This is a genomic window from Cupriavidus sp. YAF13 (assembly GCF_052113425.1).
GTDB lineage: Bacteria > Pseudomonadota > Gammaproteobacteria > Burkholderiales > Burkholderiaceae > Cupriavidus.
Map to the genome: position 1 here is coordinate 85936 of NZ_JBFRDD010000030.1, position 16123 is coordinate 102058.

Annotated in this window: 27 protein-coding genes; 1 reads left to right on the forward strand and 26 read right to left on the reverse strand. The window is 61.8% G+C overall.

What is annotated here, in order from left to right; genetic code table 11:
- Positions 1 to 15 precede the first annotated feature (15 nt).
- The 24 genes from rplO to AB4061_RS23380 all read right to left on the reverse strand — a co-directional run bounded on the left by rplO (position 16) and on the right by AB4061_RS23380 (position 13344).
- Positions 16 to 450, reverse strand: a complete 435-nt coding sequence (gene rplO, locus AB4061_RS23265; RefSeq protein WP_174424944.1) for a 50S ribosomal protein L15 — start codon at positions 448 to 450, stop codon at positions 16 to 18.
- A gap of 22 nt (positions 451 to 472) precedes the next feature.
- Positions 473 to 655, reverse strand: coding sequence for a 50S ribosomal protein L30 (gene rpmD, locus AB4061_RS23270; RefSeq protein ID WP_006160440.1), 183 nt, complete (start codon positions 653 to 655; stop codon positions 473 to 475).
- A 13-nt stretch (positions 656 to 668) separates the two neighbouring features.
- Positions 669 to 1187: a 30S ribosomal protein S5 gene (gene rpsE, locus AB4061_RS23275; protein ID WP_006160449.1), complete on the reverse strand. Its 519-nt coding sequence runs from the start codon at positions 1185 to 1187 to the stop codon at positions 669 to 671.
- A gap of 21 nt (positions 1188 to 1208) precedes the next feature.
- Positions 1209 to 1565, reverse strand: coding sequence for a 50S ribosomal protein L18 (gene rplR, locus AB4061_RS23280; RefSeq protein WP_043350338.1), 357 nt, complete (start codon positions 1563 to 1565; stop codon positions 1209 to 1211).
- 11 nt (positions 1566 to 1576) lie between these two features.
- Positions 1577 to 2110, reverse strand: a complete 534-nt coding sequence (gene rplF / locus AB4061_RS23285) for a 50S ribosomal protein L6 (protein ID WP_043350342.1) — start codon at positions 2108 to 2110, stop codon at positions 1577 to 1579.
- A gap of 10 nt (positions 2111 to 2120) precedes the next feature.
- Positions 2121 to 2516, reverse strand: coding sequence for a 30S ribosomal protein S8 (gene rpsH, locus AB4061_RS23290; RefSeq protein ID WP_006160454.1), 396 nt, complete (start codon positions 2514 to 2516; stop codon positions 2121 to 2123).
- A 27-nt stretch (positions 2517 to 2543) separates the two neighbouring features.
- Positions 2544 to 2849 carry a 30S ribosomal protein S14 gene (rpsN, locus tag AB4061_RS23295; RefSeq protein ID WP_006160456.1) on the reverse strand — a complete coding sequence of 102 codons (306 nt, stop codon included), beginning with the start codon at positions 2847 to 2849 and terminating at the stop codon, positions 2544 to 2546.
- A 9-nt stretch (positions 2850 to 2858) separates the two neighbouring features.
- Entirely contained in the window at positions 2859 to 3401 is a 543-nt protein-coding gene (gene rplE / locus AB4061_RS23300) for a 50S ribosomal protein L5 (RefSeq protein WP_441637914.1), read from the reverse strand.
- Between the two features lie 25 nt (positions 3402 to 3426).
- Positions 3427 to 3735 carry a 50S ribosomal protein L24 gene (gene rplX / locus AB4061_RS23305; protein WP_043350346.1) on the reverse strand — a complete coding sequence of 103 codons (309 nt, stop codon included), beginning with the start codon at positions 3733 to 3735 and terminating at the stop codon, positions 3427 to 3429.
- 9 nt (positions 3736 to 3744) lie between these two features.
- Positions 3745 to 4113: a 50S ribosomal protein L14 gene (gene rplN, locus AB4061_RS23310; protein WP_017225233.1), complete on the reverse strand. Its 369-nt coding sequence runs from the start codon at positions 4111 to 4113 to the stop codon at positions 3745 to 3747.
- A 276-nt stretch (positions 4114 to 4389) separates the two neighbouring features.
- The gene (gene rpsQ, locus AB4061_RS23315; protein ID WP_006160462.1) at positions 4390 to 4668 is read right to left on the reverse strand and encodes a 30S ribosomal protein S17; all 279 of its coding nucleotides are present in this window, start codon (positions 4666 to 4668) and stop codon (positions 4390 to 4392) included.
- On the reverse strand, positions 4665 to 4859 hold the full coding sequence (gene rpmC, locus AB4061_RS23320; protein ID WP_006160464.1) for a 50S ribosomal protein L29: 195 nt from the start codon (positions 4857 to 4859) through the stop codon (positions 4665 to 4667). The genes rpsQ and rpmC overlap by 4 nt, the downstream gene beginning before the upstream one ends.
- Before the next feature lie 11 nt (positions 4860 to 4870).
- Entirely contained in the window at positions 4871 to 5287 is a 417-nt protein-coding gene (rplP, locus tag AB4061_RS23325) for a 50S ribosomal protein L16 (RefSeq protein ID WP_006160465.1), read from the reverse strand.
- Between the two features lie 2 nt (positions 5288 to 5289).
- Positions 5290 to 6096, reverse strand: coding sequence for a 30S ribosomal protein S3 (rpsC, locus tag AB4061_RS23330; RefSeq protein WP_006160467.1), 807 nt, complete (start codon positions 6094 to 6096; stop codon positions 5290 to 5292).
- A gap of 9 nt (positions 6097 to 6105) precedes the next feature.
- Positions 6106 to 6435 carry a 50S ribosomal protein L22 gene (gene rplV / locus AB4061_RS23335; RefSeq protein WP_006160469.1) on the reverse strand — a complete coding sequence of 110 codons (330 nt, stop codon included), beginning with the start codon at positions 6433 to 6435 and terminating at the stop codon, positions 6106 to 6108.
- A 9-nt stretch (positions 6436 to 6444) separates the two neighbouring features.
- Positions 6445 to 6720 (reverse strand): 30S ribosomal protein S19, encoded by a 276-nt coding sequence (gene rpsS, locus AB4061_RS23340; RefSeq protein WP_006160471.1) that lies wholly within the window; start codon positions 6718 to 6720, stop codon positions 6445 to 6447.
- Between the two features lie 21 nt (positions 6721 to 6741).
- Positions 6742 to 7572: a 50S ribosomal protein L2 gene (gene rplB, locus AB4061_RS23345; RefSeq protein ID WP_043350353.1), complete on the reverse strand. Its 831-nt coding sequence runs from the start codon at positions 7570 to 7572 to the stop codon at positions 6742 to 6744.
- Positions 7573 to 7574: 2 nt separating this feature from the next.
- On the reverse strand, positions 7575 to 7889 hold the full coding sequence (gene rplW, locus AB4061_RS23350) for a 50S ribosomal protein L23 (protein ID WP_006160473.1): 315 nt from the start codon (positions 7887 to 7889) through the stop codon (positions 7575 to 7577).
- The gene (gene rplD, locus AB4061_RS23355) at positions 7886 to 8506 is read right to left on the reverse strand and encodes a 50S ribosomal protein L4 (RefSeq protein ID WP_006160474.1); all 621 of its coding nucleotides are present in this window, start codon (positions 8504 to 8506) and stop codon (positions 7886 to 7888) included. The genes rplW and rplD overlap by 4 nt, the downstream gene beginning before the upstream one ends.
- 11 nt (positions 8507 to 8517) lie before the next feature.
- Positions 8518 to 9168, reverse strand: a complete 651-nt coding sequence (gene rplC / locus AB4061_RS23360) for a 50S ribosomal protein L3 (protein WP_035870770.1) — start codon at positions 9166 to 9168, stop codon at positions 8518 to 8520.
- Between the two features lie 236 nt (positions 9169 to 9404).
- Positions 9405 to 9896, reverse strand: coding sequence for a flavin reductase family protein (locus tag AB4061_RS23365; RefSeq protein WP_441637920.1), 492 nt, complete (start codon positions 9894 to 9896; stop codon positions 9405 to 9407).
- A 1-nt stretch (position 9897) separates the two neighbouring features.
- On the reverse strand, positions 9898 to 11139 hold the full coding sequence (locus tag AB4061_RS23370) for a styrene monooxygenase/indole monooxygenase family protein (RefSeq protein ID WP_441637922.1): 1242 nt from the start codon (positions 11137 to 11139) through the stop codon (positions 9898 to 9900).
- A gap of 73 nt (positions 11140 to 11212) precedes the next feature.
- On the reverse strand, positions 11213 to 12001 hold the full coding sequence (locus AB4061_RS23375; RefSeq protein WP_441637924.1) for an SDR family oxidoreductase: 789 nt from the start codon (positions 11999 to 12001) through the stop codon (positions 11213 to 11215).
- 113 nt (positions 12002 to 12114) lie between these two features.
- Positions 12115 to 13344, reverse strand: a complete 1230-nt coding sequence (locus AB4061_RS23380) for a dienelactone hydrolase family protein (protein WP_441637926.1) — start codon at positions 13342 to 13344, stop codon at positions 12115 to 12117.
- Positions 13345 to 13582: 238 nt separating this feature from the next.
- Here AB4061_RS23380 and AB4061_RS23385 point away from each other — a divergent pair, with 238 nt between their 5' ends.
- On the forward strand, positions 13583 to 14596 hold the full coding sequence (locus AB4061_RS23385; RefSeq protein ID WP_441637928.1) for an AraC family transcriptional regulator: 1014 nt from the start codon (positions 13583 to 13585) through the stop codon (positions 14594 to 14596).
- 102 nt (positions 14597 to 14698) lie between these two features.
- Here the strand turns inward: AB4061_RS23385 and rpsJ are convergent, their stop codons facing one another.
- Both rpsJ and tuf read right to left on the reverse strand, forming a co-directional pair.
- A complete protein-coding gene (gene rpsJ / locus AB4061_RS23390; RefSeq protein ID WP_006160488.1) occupies positions 14699 to 15007 on the reverse strand; it encodes a 30S ribosomal protein S10 in 309 nt (102 codons plus the stop codon).
- Positions 15008 to 15101: 94 nt separating this feature from the next.
- A complete protein-coding gene (gene tuf / locus AB4061_RS23395; RefSeq protein WP_441637931.1) occupies positions 15102 to 16121 on the reverse strand; it encodes an elongation factor Tu in 1020 nt (339 codons plus the stop codon).
- Positions 16122 to 16123 lie beyond the last annotated feature (2 nt).

Below are 16123 nucleotides of genomic sequence, written 5' to 3' on the forward strand. Positions count from 1 at the left end.
AAATCTGCTGCTAAATTACGCCGCGATCTGACCGCCGGCGGCTTCGATCGCAGCCTTGGCGCCAGCGGTGGCGCCCAGACCCTTGATCGTAACCTTGCGGGTCAGTTCACCAGCCTTGATGACCTTGGCGCTCTTGACCAGCTCAGCCACCAGGCCAGCCTGCTTCAGAACCAGCAGGTCCACCTCGGTAGCTTCCAGGCGCTCGATATCACGCAGGGTCACTTCGGCGTTGAAGGCCTTCGTTAGCGACGTGAAGCCACGCTTCGGCAGGCGACGATACAGCGGCATTTGACCGCCTTCGAAGCCGACCTTGTGGAAGCCGCCCGAACGCGACTTCTGACCCTTGTGACCACGACCGGCAGTCTTGCCCAGGCCGGAGCCGATACCGCGGCCGACGCGACGCTTAGCGTGCTTCGAACCGTCGGCCGGTTTCAGGTTGTTGAGTTGCATCTTGCTCTCCGTGTCCCGGGACTCAGGCCAGAACCTTGACCAGGTACGAGACCTTGTTGATCATGCCGCGCACGGCGGGCGTGTCCTGCAGCTCCGACACCGAATTGATGCGGCGCAGGCCCAGGCCACGGACGGTGGCGCGATGATCCTCACGCGTGCCGATCAGGCTGCGCACGAGTTGCACTTTTACGGTTTGTTGCGACATTTCGTCCGACTCCTTAACCGAGGATGTCTTCAACAGACTTGCCACGCTTTGCGGCGATCTCGCCCGGCGTGCTCATCTTTTGAAGACCGTCCAGCGTGGCGCGAACCATGTTGTACGGATTGGTCGAGCCGTGCGACTTGGTCACGACGTTGGTCACGCCCATCACTTCGAAAATCGCGCGCATCGGGCCACCAGCGATCACGCCGGTACCTTCCTTGGCGGGCATCATCAGCACCTTGGCGGCGCCGTGCTTGCCAACGACTTCGTGTTGCAGCGTGCCGTTCTTCAGCGAGACCTTGACCATCTTGCGACGGGCTTCGTCCATTGCCTTCTGAACTGCAACCGGCACTTCCTTAGCCTTGCCCTTGCCCATGCCGATGCGGCCATCGCCGTCACCAACCACGGTCAGCGCAGCGAAACCGAGAATCCGGCCACCCTTCACCACCTTGGTGACACGGTTGACCGAGATCATCTTCTCGCGGAGGCCGTCGTCGCGTTCGTCCTGCTGGACTTTTGCTTGCATTTTTGCCATGACGTATCTCTCTGTGTGCGCTTAGAACTTAAGGCCGGCTTCGCGTGCTGCGTCAGCCAGTGCCTTCACGCGACCATGGAAGCGGAAGCCGCCGCGATCGAACGCAACGGTTTCCACGCCAGCTGCCTTCGCCTTTTCGGCGATGCGCTTGCCAATCAGGGTCGCGGCGGCTGCGGTAGCACCGCTGCCAGTCAGTTCCTTGCGCACTTCTGCCTCGGCGGTCGAAGCCGATGCCAGCACTTGCGTGCCGCACGGCGAGTAGACCTGGGCGTAAATATGCGAATTCGTACGGAACACGGTCAGACGATTGATCTTCAACTCCGCGATTTTGGCGCGGGTCTGACGTGCACGGCGCAAACGAGCGTCTTTCTTGTTCATGATTGCACCCCTTACTTCTTCTTGGTTTCCTTCAGGATGACGCGCTCGTCCGAGTAGCGAACGCCCTTGCCCTTATAGGGCTCAGGCGGACGGTACGCGCGGACTTCCGCAGCCACCTGACCGACTTTCTGCTTGTCCGCACCCTTGATGATGATCTCGGTCTGCGTGGGCGTTGCCGCCGTCACGCCTTCCGGCATCGCATGGATCACGTCGTGCGAGAAACCAAGCTGGAGCTTCAGCGCAGTACCTTGCAGCTGGGCACGGTAGCCCACGCCGACCAGGTTAAGCTTGCGCTCGAAACCGGCGGTTACACCCTTGACCATATTGGCCACCAGGGCGCGCATGGTGCCCTGCAGTGCGTTTGCTTCGCGCGATTCATCGACCGGAGCAAAGGTCAGCGTGTCGTTTTCGACATTGACCTTGACCAGGCTGTGAATCGGCTGCGTCAGCGTGCCGAGCGGGCCCTTAACGGAGAGCACGCCAGCCGCCACATTGACTTCTGCGCCTTTGGGCAGCGCGATGGGAGCCTTACCTACACGGGACATGGTCTACTCCTTACGCGACGTAGCAAAGAACTTCGCCGCCCACGCCAGTGGCACGTGCCTTGCGATCGGTCATCAGACCCTGGGGGGTCGAGATGATTGCGACGCCGAGGCCGTTCATCACTTGGGGGATGTCGCTGCGGCCCTTGTACACGCGCAGACCAGGCTTCGAGACGCGTTCAATGCGCTCGATGACCGGACGGCCAGCGTAGTACTTCAGACCGATGCTCAGTTGTGCCTTGCCGCCTTCTTCTTTCACGGCGTAGTCGTCGATGTAGCCTTCGTCCTTAAGGACCTTGGCGATTGCCACTTTCAGCTTCGACGACGGCATGACAACCGACACTTTCTGCACGCCTTGGGCGTTGCGGATGCGCGTCAGCATATCGGCGATAGGATCGCTCATGCTCATACTGTTTCTCCTGTAGCCTGTGCGTAATTACCAGCTGGCTTTCGTCAGACCCGGGATTTCGCCACGGAAGGCGATTTCACGGATCTTATTACGCGCCAGGCCAAACTTGCGGAAGGTACCGCGGGGACGACCGGTGATCGCGCAGCGGTTACGCTGGCGAGTCGGGTTCGCGTTGCGCGGGAGCTGCTGCAGCTCGAGACGCGCGCTATAACGCTCTTCTTCCGACTTCTCTTGGTCGTCGATAATGGCCTTGAGGGTTGCACGCTTGTCGGCATACTTTGCCACGAGCCTAGCGCGCTTCTTCTCACGTTCAATCAGAGCCAATTTAGCCACGGTTACCCCTTAATTACGGAACGGGAACTTGAATGCTGCGAGGAGTGCCTTGGCTTCCTCGTCRKTCTTSGCCGTCGTCGTGATGCTGATGTTCAGACCACGCAGKGCRTCGATCTTGTCGTACTCAATTTCGGGGAAAATGATCTGCTCTTTCACACCGATGTTGTAGTTGCCACGACCATCGAACGAGCGGCCCGAAACACCACGGAAGTCACGCACGCGCGGCAGGGCCACGGTCACGAGACGATCCAGGAATTCGAACATGCGTTCGCCGCGCAGCGTCACCATCGCGCCGATGGGATAGCCCTGGCGGATCTTGAAGCCGGCGATTGCCTTCTTGGCCTTGGTCACCACCGGCTTTTGGCCGGCGATCTTGGTCAGGTCGCCCACGGCCAGCTCAATGACTTTCTTGTCATTGATGGCTTCGCCAAGGCCCATGTTCAGGGTGATCTTGGTGATGCGCGGCACTTCCATGACCGACTTGAAGCCGAACTGTTCGATCAGCTTCGGTACTACTTGTTCTTTGTAAAACTCTTGCAGACGTGCAGTCATGCTCAACTCCTATCTGTGCCCAGAATCAAGCTGCCACGACGGCACCGGTGGTCTTCAGCACGCGTACACGCTTGCCGTCTTCCACCTTGATACCGACGCGCGACGGCTTGCCATTGGCATCCACGAGCGCAACGTTAGAAATATGCAGCGGCATGACCTTGTCGACCACACCACCGGTGGTGCCCAGCATCGGGTTCGGGCGTGCGTGCTTCTTAGCAACGTTGACGCCTTCCACCACAACCTTCTCGCCGAGCATGGCTTGCACGGTGCCGCGCTTGCCCTTGTCTTTTCCGGTCAGGACGATGACTTCGTCGCCTTTACGAATCTTGTTCATGGCGGCTCCTTACAGCACTTCCGGCGCGAGCGACACGATCTTCATGAAGCGCTCGGTACGGAGTTCACGAGTCACCGGCCCGAAAATACGGGTGCCGATCGGCTCGAGCTTGGTGTTCAGCAAGACAGCGGCATTGCTGTCGAACTTGACGAGCGAACCATCAGCGCGACGCACGCCCTTGGCGGTGCGCACGACGACGGCGTTGTAAATATCGCCCTTTTTCACGCGACCGCGCGGCGCTGCGTCCTTAACGGTCACCTTGATGATGTCGCCCACGCTCGCATAGCGGCGCTTGGACCCACCCAGCACTTTGATGCACAGAACTTCGCGCGCACCAGTGTTATCGGCTACTTCGAGCCGGCTTTCTGTCTGAATCATGGTGTTATCTTCCCAACTTAATCCACCGGGCAACGCCCGCCGGTCAGTCTTGGTCCCGTCAGCCCCTGGCTTTGCGCCAGCAACCGTTTGGGTTGATCAACTTTGAAGTCGGTAGTTACCAGGCGGCCTGAACATGGTTAATCAGGAGCCGCTCGGCTAGGTTCGCTTCACCGATTCGCCGGGGTGATACAACTAAGGCGAATGCAACAAAGCGGAAGTCCAGGATTATAGCACATAACCCTGGACTCGCAAGTCAACCGAAAACCGTGTGGTTTTTTAGATGACGCGCGCAGCTTCGACCAGACGGGAAACCACCCAGGACTTGGTCCGCGACAGCGGACGCGTTTCCTGGATCTCGACCTTGTCGCCTTCCTTGTACTGGTTGGCTTCGTCGTGTGCGTGGTACTTCTTGGAACGCAGCACGTACTTGCCGTACAGAGGATGCTTGACGCGGTTTTCGATCAAGACCGTGACGGTCTTGTCCATCTTGTCGCTAACTACCCGACCGACCAGCGTGCGGCGAAGCGACGATTCCGTTTGTGCAGTTTCAGTCATTTCGAGGTCGCCTTTTCGTTCAGCACGGTTTGCACCCGCGCGATGTCCTTGCGCACCTTCTTCAGCTGGCTGGTGTTCTGCAGCTGTTGGGTGGCCTTTTGCATGCGCAGGCTAAATTGGGCCTTCAGCAGCTCGGAGAGCTCCTGGTTCAGCCCTGCGGCATCTTTGCCGCGAAGTTCGGATGCTTTCATCCCTGCTCTCCTTACGTCCCGACCTGGCGCACCACGAAATTGGTGGCGATCGGCAGCTTGGCGGCCGCGAGGCGGAACGCCTCACGAGCCAGCTCTTCCGTCACGCCATCCATTTCGTACAGCATCTTGCCCGGCTGGATTTCTGCCACGTAGTATTCCGGATTACCCTTACCGTTACCCATACGGACTTCGGCGGGCTTCTTCGAGATCGGCTTGTCCGGGAAAATCCGGATCCAGATGCGGCCGCCACGCTTGATGTGACGGGTCATCGCACGACGTGCCGACTCGATCTGACGAGCCGTCAGACGACCACGGCCCATCGCCTTCAGGCCGAATTCGCCGAAAGACACGGCGTTGCCACGGGTAGCCTTACCCGTGTTGCGGCCTTTCTGCTCCTTGCGGTATTTTCTGCGCTTAGGTTGCAGCATCGTTATTCTCCACTCTTCGCATCTGCGCCAGGAGCGCGGCGACCTGCACCGGCACCCGCGCCACCGCGGCGGTTGCCACCCGGACGGCCGCCTTCGCCTTCACGGCGACGACCATCAGGACGACCACCCGGGCGACGACGACGATCGTCTTGCGGCTCTTCCACTACCGGCGCATCGTTGCGGCCGAGGTGATCACCCTTGTAGACCCACACCTTGACACCGATGATGCCGTAGGTGGTTTCTGCTTCGGAGAAGCCGTAGTCGATGTCSGCGCGCAGGGTGTGCAGGGGCACACGACCTTCGCGATACCACTCGGTACGAGCGATTTCGATGCCGTTCAGACGACCAGCGCTCATGATCTTGATGCCCTGGGCACCGAGGCGCATCGCGTTCTGCATCGCGCGCTTCATTGCGCGGCGGAACATGATACGGCGCTCGAGCTGCTGGGTGATCGAGTCGGCGATCAGCTGCGCATCGGTTTCCGGCTTGCGGATTTCCTCGATGTTCACGTGCACGGGCACACCCATGCGGCGTTGCAGCTCGGCCTTGAGCAGTTCGATATCCTCACCCTTCTTGCCGATCACCACGCCCGGACGCGAGCTATAAATGGTGAGACGTGCATTGCGGGCGGGGCGCTCGATCACGACGCGGCCAACCGAAGCGTTCTTGAGCTTCTTCTTCAGAAACTCGCGAACTTCGATGTCTTCCTTCAGCATGCCGGCGAACTTCGTGTTGTTGGCGTACCAACGCGAAGCCCAGTTACGGCTGACGGCCAGACGGAAGCCAGTCGGATGAATCTTCTGTCCCATCGTGACTCCTTAGTTGCCGAGCGTCACAGTGATGTGACAAGTTTGTTTCTCGATGCGGTTGCCGCGGCCCTTTGCTCGTGCCGTGAAACGCTTGAGCGAGGTTGCCTTGTCGACGAAGATGGTCTTGACCTTCAGTTCGTCGATGTCGGCGCCTTCGTTGTGCTCGGCGTTGGCGATGGCCGATTCGACCACCTTCTTCACGATGACGGCCGCCTTTTTCGGGCTGAACGTCAGGACGTTGAGCGCGCGTTCGATCGGCAGACCGCGGATCTGGTCAGCGACCAGGCGCGTTTTCTGGGCGGAGATGCGGGCACCGCGATGAATCGCTTTCACTTCCATGATGGCACCTTACCTCTTCGCTTTCTTGTCAGCCGCGTGGCCCTTGAACGTACGCGTGAGCGCAAATTCACCGAGCTTGTGGCCAACCATGTTTTCCGAAACATACACCGGCACGTGTTGACGGCCGTTATGTACGGCGATCGTCAGGCCGATGAAGTCCGGCAGAATGGTCGAGCGACGCGACCAAGTCTTGATGGGCTTCTTGTCCTTGCCGGCTGAGGCCGCTTCCACCTTTTTCAGCAGGTGGGCGTCACAGAACGGACCCTTTTTTGCGGAACGTGTCATGTCTAGGCTCCTACCTACCGATTAACGCTTGTGGCGGCGCTGCACGATCATGCTGGCAGTGCGCTTGTTGCTGCGGGTACGGTAACCCTTAGCCGGGGTACCCCACGGCGAAACGGGGTCACGACCAGCAGCGGTCTTGCCTTCACCACCACCGTGCGGGTGGTCCACCGGGTTCATCACAACGCCGCGAACCGTCGGGCGGATACCGCGCCAACGATTTGCACCGGCCTTGCCGATGACGCGCAGGCTATGCTCTTCGTTACCGACTTCACCGATGGTGGCGCGGCATTCGATGTGAACGCGACGCACTTCACCGGAGCGCAGGCGAACCTGAGCGTAGATGCCTTCACGAGCCAGCAGCACAGCGGAACCGCCAGCGGCGCGAGCGATCTGAGCGCCCTTGCCCGGCAGCATTTCCACGCAGTGGATGGTGGTACCAACCGGAATGTTGCGGATCGGCAGGTTGTTACCCGACTTGATCGCAGCTTCCGAGCCGTTCATCAACGCTTGGCCAACTACCATGCCCTTGGTGGCAATGATGTAGCGGCGCTCGCCGTCGGCGAACAGCACCAGCGCGATATTGGCGCTGCGGTTCGGATCGTATTCCAGGCGCTCGACCTTGGCGGCGATGCCGTCCTTGTCGTTGCGCTTGAAGTCGACCACACGGTAATGGTGCTTATGACCACCGCCCTTGTGGCGGGTGGTGATGTGACCGTTGTTGTTACGGCCCGACTTCTGGAATTGCTTTTCCAGCAGCGGAGCGTGGGGCGCGCCCTTGTGCAGGTTGTGGTTAACAACCTTTACCATGGAGCGACGGCCCGGGGACGTCGGCTTGGTCTTGACGAGTGCCATGATTACTTGGCCTCCGCTTCAAAATTGATTTCCTGACCCGGCTTGAGCGAAACGTAAGCCTTTTTCACGTGGTTGCGACGCCCCATGAAACGGCCAAAACGCTTTTGCTTGCCCTTTTGGTTCAGGATCTGAACGGACTGCACCTCGACCTTGAACAGCAGTTCGACTGCCGCCTTCACGTCTGCCTTGTTGGCATCGCGAGCGACTTCGAACACGACTTGTTCGTTCTTGTCGGCGACCAGGGTTGCCTTTTCGGAAACCACCGGCGCGAGCAGCACCTGCATCAAACGATGATCGTTCTTGGCTACTTGCGTCATTTCAGCAACTCCTCGATCTGCGCGACGGCTGCCTTGGTCACCAGCACCTTCTTGTAGTGCACGAGCGACAGCGGGTCAGCCTGGCGCGGCTCGACAACCGCCACGTGCGGCAGATTGCGCGAAGCCAGGTAGAGGTTTTCGTCGAGGCTGTCGGTGATGATCAGCACCGAGTCCAGGCCCATGGCCTTGAACTTGTCGGCCAAGAGCTTGGTCTTGGGCGCATCGACGGTGAAACCGTCCACCACGTTGATACGACCTTCACGTGCGAGCTGCGAGTAAATCGAGCGCATGCCGGCACGGAACATCTTCTTGTTGACCTTCTGCGTGAAGTTCTCTTCCGGCGAATTCGGGAAGATGCGGCCGCCCCCGCGCCACAGCGGCGAGGAAGACATACCGGCACGGGCGCGACCCGTACCCTTCTGGCGCCAAGGCTTCTTGGTCGTGTGCTTGACCTCTTCACGGTCCTTCTGCTTACGGTTACCGCTGCGAGCGTTAGCCTGGTAAGCGACGACGACCTGGTGAACGAGGGCTTCGTTGTAGTCACGGCCGAAGACTTCGGGCGAGGCGTCAACGCCTGCACCGATCTGGCCATTGTCCTGGAGGAGCTTGAGTTCCATTGATTCGCTCCTTAAGCTTTGGCTTTGGCCTTGACGGCCGGGGTAACGATAACCTTGCCGCCCTTGGAGCCGGGAATGGCGCCCTTGACCAGCAGCAGCTTGCGCTCTGCGTCGATCTTGGCGATTTCCAGGTTCTGGACGGTGCGGGTGACGTCACCCAGATGGCCAGTCATGCGCTTGCCGGGGAACACACGGCCCGGATCCTGCGCCATACCGATGGAACCCGGCACGTTGTGCGAACGCGAGTTACCGTGGGTGGCACGACCCGATGCGAAATGGTGACGCTTGATGGTACCGGCGTAGCCCTTACCGATGGTCACGCCCTGGACGTCGATCTTTTGACCGACTTCGAACAGGTCAACCGACAGCGTGCCGCCGGGTTGCAGTTCGCCAGCCTTAGCGGCATCGATGCGGAATTCGCGGATGATTTCACCAGCTTCAACACCAGCTTTGGCAAGGTGACCTGCCAGGGGCTTGGTGACGCGGCTAGCGCGGCGTGCGCCGAAAGTGACTTGAACCGAGGTATAACCGTCGGTCTCGTCCGTCTTGATTTGTGTCACGCGGTTGTCGCCGACCTCGACCACGGTAACGGGAATTGAATCGCCGTCGTCCGTGAAAATACGGGTCATGCCAACCTTGCGACCTACAAGGCCAAGGCTCATGGTTTGCTCCATTCCCAGCTGCGATTGGCCGGGGCTGATTGATACACGAAAACAGTGTTTGCAGTGCGGGGCTTGCGCTGAAGAAGACTGCGCGCGGCCAATCTGGCCAGCCCACTACCCATAGACAAACGGGTAGCCTTACACTATATCGCGTAGATTTGGAAAGAGCAAGCGTGGATTGACAACTATGAGGTGGCGTACGGGGCGGTGTTGTTTTGCAGCGTTTCCGCGTGATTCTATCGCCCCAGTTGCACAAATTCCCCGCCAAAGAACACCAGCGGCTCGCCCTCCCCTACCTCAAACCCCTCCACCTGACCCACGATCAGCAAGTGATCCCCGACAACGTCGGCGCGTTCCACCCGGCACGCCAGGGTGGCCAGGGCATCATCGAGATAAGGCACGCCACGCTGGCATCGCCAATGGGCGACTCCGGCAAACTTGTCGTCAGCGGGTTTCGCAAAGCGCCGGGCGAGCTCGCCATGCCCCGCCCGCAGAATACTCACGCCGAAGGGGTTCCCTGGCGTGAAACGCGCCGCGTTCGGCGAACGCAAGGCGAGGCTCCACAGAATCAGCGGCGGCGCCAGCGATAGCGAGGCAAAGGAGTTGATGGTCAGGCCAATCGGGCGGTCATCGGCACCGCAGGCCCCGATGACCGCCACGCCGGTGGCGTAACGGCCACAAGCGTGACGCAGTGCCTTGGGGTCGAGCACAGCACAGGCGGCGTCCATCTCAGGCTGCCTGCGGCAGATGCCGGTCGATCAACTGATGGCAGGCGGTGGGGTCGGCCCACCAGGGGAAGAAGTCTGGCGGGTTGTCGAAGCCGTTGGCGATGCGTGCGGCCAGCGCCGGCGCCTGCCCGGCCGCGCCCAGCAATGCCAGGATATGCGGCGGAGGTGGCGTGAGCAGCGAGTTGGTCCAGTTCACGACGTCGCCTGCGTATTGCCAGTAATTGGCGAAGGTCTGCGTCATCCAGGCGGCATCGAAGGCACGATCGCCACGCGCGACGATCGCCTCCAGATAGACCTTGCAGCATTTGGCGGCGTTGTTCGAGCCCTGTCCGGTAATGGGGTCGTTGACCACGACCGCGTCCGCCATGCCGAACACCAGCCGGCCGGACGGCAGCGTCATGATCGGATGCCGCACGGTTGGCGTGAACCGGCCCGCGAGGATGCCCTGCTCATCGGTCAGTGTGATGTTTTCACAACGTTGCGCTTCCCACGGCAGCCAGGTGCGGAGGATGCGCAGGCTTTCCGCCAAGTGCTGCTCGGGCGTACGCGCCTCGGCCCATCGGTCCATGGGTCCGCCGGGGATGCCCTCGAACACCATGATCTCGCAAGGTCCGCTCAAGGTGAGCGCGGGGAAGACAAAGTACTCGCCGATGCCAGGAATCAGGTTGAAGCAAACCCGCGAATACGGCGTGCGCGGCGTCATGCCGCTTACATAGGTCAAGGCCAGCGCGCGTTGCGGTGCGCTAAACGGACTGCGTGCGGCGTCACGCTCGAAGCGGCTGACGATTTCGCCTTTGCCGGCGGCGAGCAGGACCAGATCGTGCTCGAGCGTCAGCGCTTCGAGCTCATCGATGCCGGCATCGGCGATGCGCAGGTCGCCGCCACGCTCGGCGAAGGCCTCCATCCAGGCTGGCATCTTGAGCCGCTGGTCCACGGCCTGCGCCGGGCGCTCGAGCCGGGCGGCCCAGTCGATCAGCCTGGCGCCAGCCTGCTCCGGATGCGGAATCGCCAGGCCAATGCCTTCTACAGGCGGGCAGAGATCGTCCCACCAGTTCAGTCCAAGCTCGCGCTCGGCCTGCAACGCGCGATCGAACATGCATTGGCTGGACATGACCTTGCCCGCCCTGACCTGGTCCGGCGTTCGGTTGGTCAGCAGTGTGACCCGATAGCCCTTGGCTTGCAGCCCGAGGGCCATCTGCAGGCCGGACTGGCCCGCCCCGACGATGGCAATGCGTTGGCTCATGGCAATCTCCTACTGGATGTTCAGGATGAAAATCGAAGCCCCGGATTTTTTGGGGGGATGCTCGATGCCAGCTTCAATCGGCCAGCCTGGGAATGGCGGGCACGTTCTGCTCGGGTCCCATTGCCGAGTAGCCGCCGTCCACGGCATAGTCCGCGCCGGTGACAAAGCTGGCGTGGTCGGAACAGAGGAACAACACGACCTGGGCCACTTCGTCGGGCTCGCCAACGCGGCCAAGGAGGTGGAAGTCCGCAGCCACGCGATCGGTGCGCTCACGGTTGCCGCCGCTGACCTCGTCCATCAGCCGGCACCAGGTCCAGCCGGGAGAAACGGCGTTGACCCGGATACCATCGGGCGCAAGATCCATCGCCATGCTGCGGGTGAGCTGCCGGATGGCGGCCTTTGACGCCGGATAGAGCCAGCGGCCCGTCTGCCCCACATTGGCGGAGATGCTGGTGAAGTTGACAATGGCGCCACCGCCGCGAGCCCGCATGGCCGGGTGCACAGCCTGCGCCAGCATCACCCCGGAGACCACGTTGACGTCCAGCGCCGCGAGCCAGTCGCGCCGTCCTGATTTGAAACCGTCGTCAAGATAGGTGCACGCCAGGTTGACCAGGTAGTCAACGCCACCGAAATGCTGGCTCACCCGCGCTACCGCCGCAGCCACCTGGGCATCGTCGGTGATGTCCGTGTGGACAAACAACGCCCGCTCGCCCAACGCGGCAGCCGCGCGCTCGCCGGCGCCGGCATCGATGTCGAGAATGGCCACTCGCGTGCCGGCCTCGACGAAGGCGCTGGCCACGCCCGCGCCGATCAATGTAGCGCCACCGCTGATGATGGCCACCTTGTCCCGCAGTCCTTTCATGACGCTGTCTCCTGGTTGTCTTGGACGCTGCCCGGCTGCCGCCTTGCGACAGCACATGCCGGGTGCGGCCTTTTGCTTTTCTTTGATGACGTGGTACTTGCCCGTACGGGCTGTTACTTGCCTTCGCTCTCCTGCCAGCGCGCCATCAACGTGTTGGAGGGCAGCGTCTCGTCGAGCAGCTTGCGCGCGGTCTCCACACCGGCCACGGGCAGGCCGGCCGGATCGAGCATGCCGATCTGCACCAGCACGCTCGCCTGGTCCCAGTAGATATGCTCGTGGTAGAGCTTATCGCCGCGGAACTTGACGATGGCGATGAGGGGGATCTCCACCCGCTTGCCGGTAGGCGCTACGCCAGGCAGCATCCAATCGACCTCGCAGGTATGCGTGAAGCAGAACAGCATCTCGTCGACGATCTGGCTGGCGCCCACGGTGCGCGACAGCGGAATCAGGCTGGTATCGGGCGGATTGCTGTTGACGAAATGGTTCTGGTAGAAGCGCTTGAGCTGCCGGTGGCCGACGCCGCCAGTCATGGTCGGGATATGGTTCACGTAGGGTTCCGACACCATCGTCGCCATCGTGGCGTCGACATCGCGGGTGGCAAACTCGTATTCGCAGTGCTTGTCCCAGAGCGCCGAGAAATCGTAGTGCGGGCCCATCTCCGCGCGCAGCGCGGCTATCGAGCGCTGATGCGCCATCAGCGCCGATGGATGGTCGAAATGCTCGCCGCCGGTGCGCGCGAACGCGTGGTCCACGCCCGGATAGACGTACAACTCAATGCCGTCCTTGCCGCCCAGGGCTGCGCGGATCTGCGCCTGCGCCTCGGGTGGGCAGAAGCCATCGCGCTCGGCCACATGCAGCACCAGCCGCCCCTGGATATTGGCCGCCTCATCCAGCGCGCGCTCGATGCCAACGCCGTAATACGCTACGGCACAGGCCACGCCGTCCAGGCGGCAGGCAGCCAGATAGGCGAGCTTCCCACCCAGGCAAAAACCTAGCACCCCGGTCTGGCCCACGCATTCAGGCCGGGCGCGTAGCGCGTCCAGCGCCGCACCAACGTCCTTGACGCCGAGGGCCTCATCGAAGCGCTGATACAAGCCCAAGGCGCGCTGGAAGTCCTCGCCGCGATCGCCCAGTTCGATGCCGGGGGCGATACGCCAGAACAGGTCCGGCACCAGCACCGTGTAGCCTTCCTCGGCGTAGTAGTCCGCCACGGCGCGCATGGTGGCATTGACGCCGAAGATTTCCTGGCACAACACGATGCCGGGTCCCTTGCCCGATGCGGGCGTGGCCAGGTAGGCGTTGAATGCGCCGTCGGCGGCGTGGATCTGGATAGTCTGGCCCATGGGCTGCGCTCCTTTGTTTTGGGGATTGGGGCTGCCGTGCTGGATTCCATCATGGGCGATCCGCACCGCAGCAAACTAGCCGCGTGCTGCAGCGGCTATCCGATTAGTGCAGGAAAATGCCGGCGCACACAAGGGGCGCCGGGAAGCGATCCACTATAGTGGTGTGAAGGAATCCGCCCGCAGGCTGGCCGGCCCCAACGTACTAAGCGGCGCGCCAATGACGCCGAGGAGCGAGACAATGCCGCAGCCCCCCGCGGCCACGGCCACCGAGCCGCTGGCAGGCGCCCTGCTATCCGACCCCACCCGGCTGGTCTTCGCCTCGACCGACCAAGCCAAGACGCGCGCAGCGGTGGGTACGGTTTTCAAGCCGCACAAGCTCACCATCGGCGGCACGACGCTGGCTGCCCGCATGCATCATGCGCCGCTTGGCGCCGTGTCCTTCAACCGGCTGGCTTACGGCGCGGAGGTCCAGATCGAGCCGGGGCCGCTCGATGATTTCCTGCTGGTGCAGATGCCGCTGGCGGGCCATGCCCAGATCCATTGCGGCCAGCAGCAGATCCTCTCCGACCGCGACTTGGCCTCGGTGCTCACGCCGAGCGACCCCGTGCGGATGCGCTGGAGCCACGATAGCGACCAGTTGATCGTGCGCGTGGAGCGCGGTGCGCTGGAGCGGGTATGTGCAGCGCACCTCGGCCATCGGTCACAGGCGCCGCTGCGCTTTGAGCTTGGGATGGGCTGGCGCCGCCTGGCGGCCTGGTATCAGCTGATGCACTACGTGGCGGACCTGCTGGCGCTGGCGCCGGACGCGGCGCGGCATCCGCTAACTGCCTGCCAGCTGGAGCAGCTGGTGATCGGGACGTTGTTGACTGTGCAGCCTCACAGCCTGGCCGAAGCGATGCGGGCACGGGGCAAACCGCTGGCGCCGCGCCACGTGAAGCAGGTCGAGGAGTACATCCATGCCCACGCGCAGGCGCCGCTGACCCCCGCCCTGCTGGCGGAAATCGCCGGTGTGAGCCTGCGTGGACTCTATGCAGGCTTTCGGGAGCATCGCGGCATCAGCCCGATGGCCTACCTGCGCGCGGTGCGGCTGGAACGTGTTCGCCATGACCTGCTGAACGACCCGGCGATCGACTCGGTCACGGCTGCGGCCCTGCGCTGGGGCTTCAGCCATCTGGGACGCTTTAGCGTGGAATACCGCAAGAGTTTCGGCGAACCGCCGGGGCAAACACTGCGCCGGCGCGGGCCCGCTTAGGCCGCATTCGTTCGGGTGGGAACGCAAAAACAAAAACGGCGAACCGAAGTTCGCCGTTTTTGTTTGCGCAAAACCGCTTGGCGCGGTCTTGTGCTGAATACCTTACACCTTGATTTCGACGTCGACGCCGGCCGGCAGGTCGAGCTTCATCAGTGCGTCAACGGTCTTGTCGGTAGGATCGACGATGTCCATCAGGCGCTGGTGAGTACGGATCTCGAACTGATCACGGCTCGTCTTGTTGACGTGCGGCGAACGCAGGATGTCGAAGCGCTGGATACGGGTCGGCAGGGGCACCGGGCCCTTGACGATCGCGCCGGTGCGCTTGGCGGTATCCACGATTTCGGCTGCCGACTGGTCGATCAGGCGATAGTCGAAAGCCTTCAGGCGGATACGGATCTTCTGGTTCTGCATGATATTTCCTTAAAAGAGCGATGGGCGGCGTGCGCCCTGGAACATGGGAACAAGCCGACGGTATTGTACCGCCAGCCTGCTCCAGGAAGTTTGCTTAGTCGAGGATCTTTGCCACGACGCCGGCGCCGACGGTACGACCGCCTTCACGGATGGCGAAACGCAGGCCTTCTTCCATGGCGATCGGGGCAATCAGCTTGACCGTGATCGACACGTTGTCACCCGGCATGACCATTTCCTTGTCCTTCTCGACGTCTTCGCGCTTCGTGCCGCGCAGCAGCAGACCCACGTTGTCGCCAGCTTGACCTTGGTCCAGCAGCTTGCGGAACATTTCCACGCCGGTGCAGATGGTCTTGACCGTCGGCTTGATACCAACGATTTCGATTTCTTCACCAACCTTGATGATGCCGCGCTCGATACGACCGGTCACAACCGTGCCACGGCCCGAGATCGAGAACACGTCTTCCACCGGCATCAGGAAGGTACCGTCGATGGCACGTTCCGGCGTCGGGATGTAGCTGTCCAGCTGCTCGGCCAGGGCCAGGATGGCTTGCTCGCCCAGTTCGCCCTTGTCGCCTTCCAGTGCCAGCTTGGCCGAACCCTTGATGATCGGGGTGTCGTCGCCGGGGAACTCGTACTTGGACAAGAGCTCGCGCACTTCCATTTCGACCAGCTCGAGCAGCTCGGCGTCGTCGACCATGTCGCACTTGTTCAGGAACACGATGATGTAAGGCACGCCAACCTGGCGGGCCAGCAGGATGTGTTCGCGGGTCTGGGGCATGGGGCCGTCAGCGGCCGAGCACACCAGGATCGCGCCGTCCATCTGCGCAGCGCCCGTGATCATGTTCTTCACATAGTCAGCGTGGCCCGGGCAGTCAACGTGGGCGTAGTGGCGGTTAGCCGTTTCGTACTCGACGTGTGCGGTGTTGATGGTAATACCGCGTGCCTTTTCTTCCGGCGCTGCGTCGATTTCGTCGTACTTCTTGGCCGAACCGCCAAACTTGGCTGCCAGCACCGTAGCAATTGCTGCCGTCAGGGTGGTCTTACCATGGTCAACGTGACCGATCGTACCAACGTTCACGTGCGGTTTAGTCCGCGAGAACTTTTCCTTTGCCATTT

What these genes read in the sequence shown, in the direction of transcription:
- rplO (WP_174424944.1), bottom strand. Translation starts at nt 450, where the DNA reads ATGCAACTCAACAACCTGAAACCGGCCGACGGTTCGAAGCACGCTAAG.
- rpmD (WP_006160440.1), bottom strand. Translation starts at nt 655, where the DNA reads ATGTCGCAACAAACCGTAAAAGTGCAACTCGTGCGCAGCCTGATCGGC.
- rpsE (WP_006160449.1), bottom strand. Translation starts at nt 1,187, where the DNA reads ATGGCAAAAATGCAAGCAAAAGTCCAGCAGGACGAACGCGACGACGGC.
- rplR (WP_043350338.1), bottom strand. Translation starts at nt 1,565, where the DNA reads ATGAACAAGAAAGACGCTCGTTTGCGCCGTGCACGTCAGACCCGCGCC.
- rplF (WP_043350342.1), bottom strand. Translation starts at nt 2,110, where the DNA reads ATGTCCCGTGTAGGTAAGGCTCCCATCGCGCTGCCCAAAGGCGCAGAA.
- rpsH (WP_006160454.1), bottom strand. Translation starts at nt 2,516, where the DNA reads ATGAGCATGAGCGATCCTATCGCCGATATGCTGACGCGCATCCGCAAC.
- rplX (WP_043350346.1), bottom strand. Translation starts at nt 3,735, where the DNA reads ATGAACAAGATTCGTAAAGGCGACGAAGTCATCGTCCTGACCGGAAAA.
- rplN (WP_017225233.1), bottom strand. Translation starts at nt 4,113, where the DNA reads ATGATTCAGACAGAAAGCCGGCTCGAAGTAGCCGATAACACTGGTGCG.
- rpsQ (WP_006160462.1), bottom strand. Translation starts at nt 4,668, where the DNA reads ATGACTGAAACTGCACAAACGGAATCGTCGCTTCGCCGCACGCTGGTC.
- rpmC (WP_006160464.1), bottom strand. Translation starts at nt 4,859, where the DNA reads ATGAAAGCATCCGAACTTCGCGGCAAAGATGCCGCAGGGCTGAACCAG.
- rplP (WP_006160465.1), bottom strand. Translation starts at nt 5,287, where the DNA reads ATGCTGCAACCTAAGCGCAGAAAATACCGCAAGGAGCAGAAAGGCCGC.
- rplV (WP_006160469.1), bottom strand. Translation starts at nt 6,435, where the DNA reads ATGGAAGTGAAAGCGATTCATCGCGGTGCCCGCATCTCCGCCCAGAAA.
- rpsS (WP_006160471.1), bottom strand. Translation starts at nt 6,720, where the DNA reads ATGACACGTTCCGCAAAAAAGGGTCCGTTCTGTGACGCCCACCTGCTG.
- rplB (WP_043350353.1), bottom strand. Translation starts at nt 7,572, where the DNA reads ATGGCACTCGTCAAGACCAAGCCGACGTCCCCGGGCCGTCGCTCCATG.
- rplW (WP_006160473.1), bottom strand. Translation starts at nt 7,889, where the DNA reads ATGACGCAAGTAGCCAAGAACGATCATCGTTTGATGCAGGTGCTGCTC.
- rplD (WP_006160474.1), bottom strand. Translation starts at nt 8,506, where the DNA reads ATGGAACTCAAGCTCCTCCAGGACAATGGCCAGATCGGTGCAGGCGTT.
- rplC (WP_035870770.1), bottom strand. Translation starts at nt 9,168, where the DNA reads ATGAGCCTTGGCCTTGTAGGTCGCAAGGTTGGCATGACCCGTATTTTC.
- AB4061_RS23365 (WP_441637920.1), bottom strand. Translation starts at nt 9,896, where the DNA reads ATGGACGCCGCCTGTGCTGTGCTCGACCCCAAGGCACTGCGTCACGCT.
- AB4061_RS23370 (WP_441637922.1), bottom strand. Translation starts at nt 11,139, where the DNA reads ATGAGCCAACGCATTGCCATCGTCGGGGCGGGCCAGTCCGGCCTGCAG.
- AB4061_RS23375 (WP_441637924.1), bottom strand. Translation starts at nt 12,001, where the DNA reads ATGAAAGGACTGCGGGACAAGGTGGCCATCATCAGCGGTGGCGCTACA.
- AB4061_RS23380 (WP_441637926.1), bottom strand. Translation starts at nt 13,344, where the DNA reads ATGGGCCAGACTATCCAGATCCACGCCGCCGACGGCGCATTCAACGCC.
- AB4061_RS23385 (WP_441637928.1), top strand. Translation starts at nt 13,583, where the DNA reads ATGCCGCAGCCCCCCGCGGCCACGGCCACCGAGCCGCTGGCAGGCGCC.
- rpsJ (WP_006160488.1), bottom strand. Translation starts at nt 15,007, where the DNA reads ATGCAGAACCAGAAGATCCGTATCCGCCTGAAGGCTTTCGACTATCGC.
- tuf (WP_441637931.1), bottom strand. Translation starts at nt 16,121, where the DNA reads ATGGCAAAGGAAAAGTTCTCGCGGACTAAACCGCACGTGAACGTTGGT.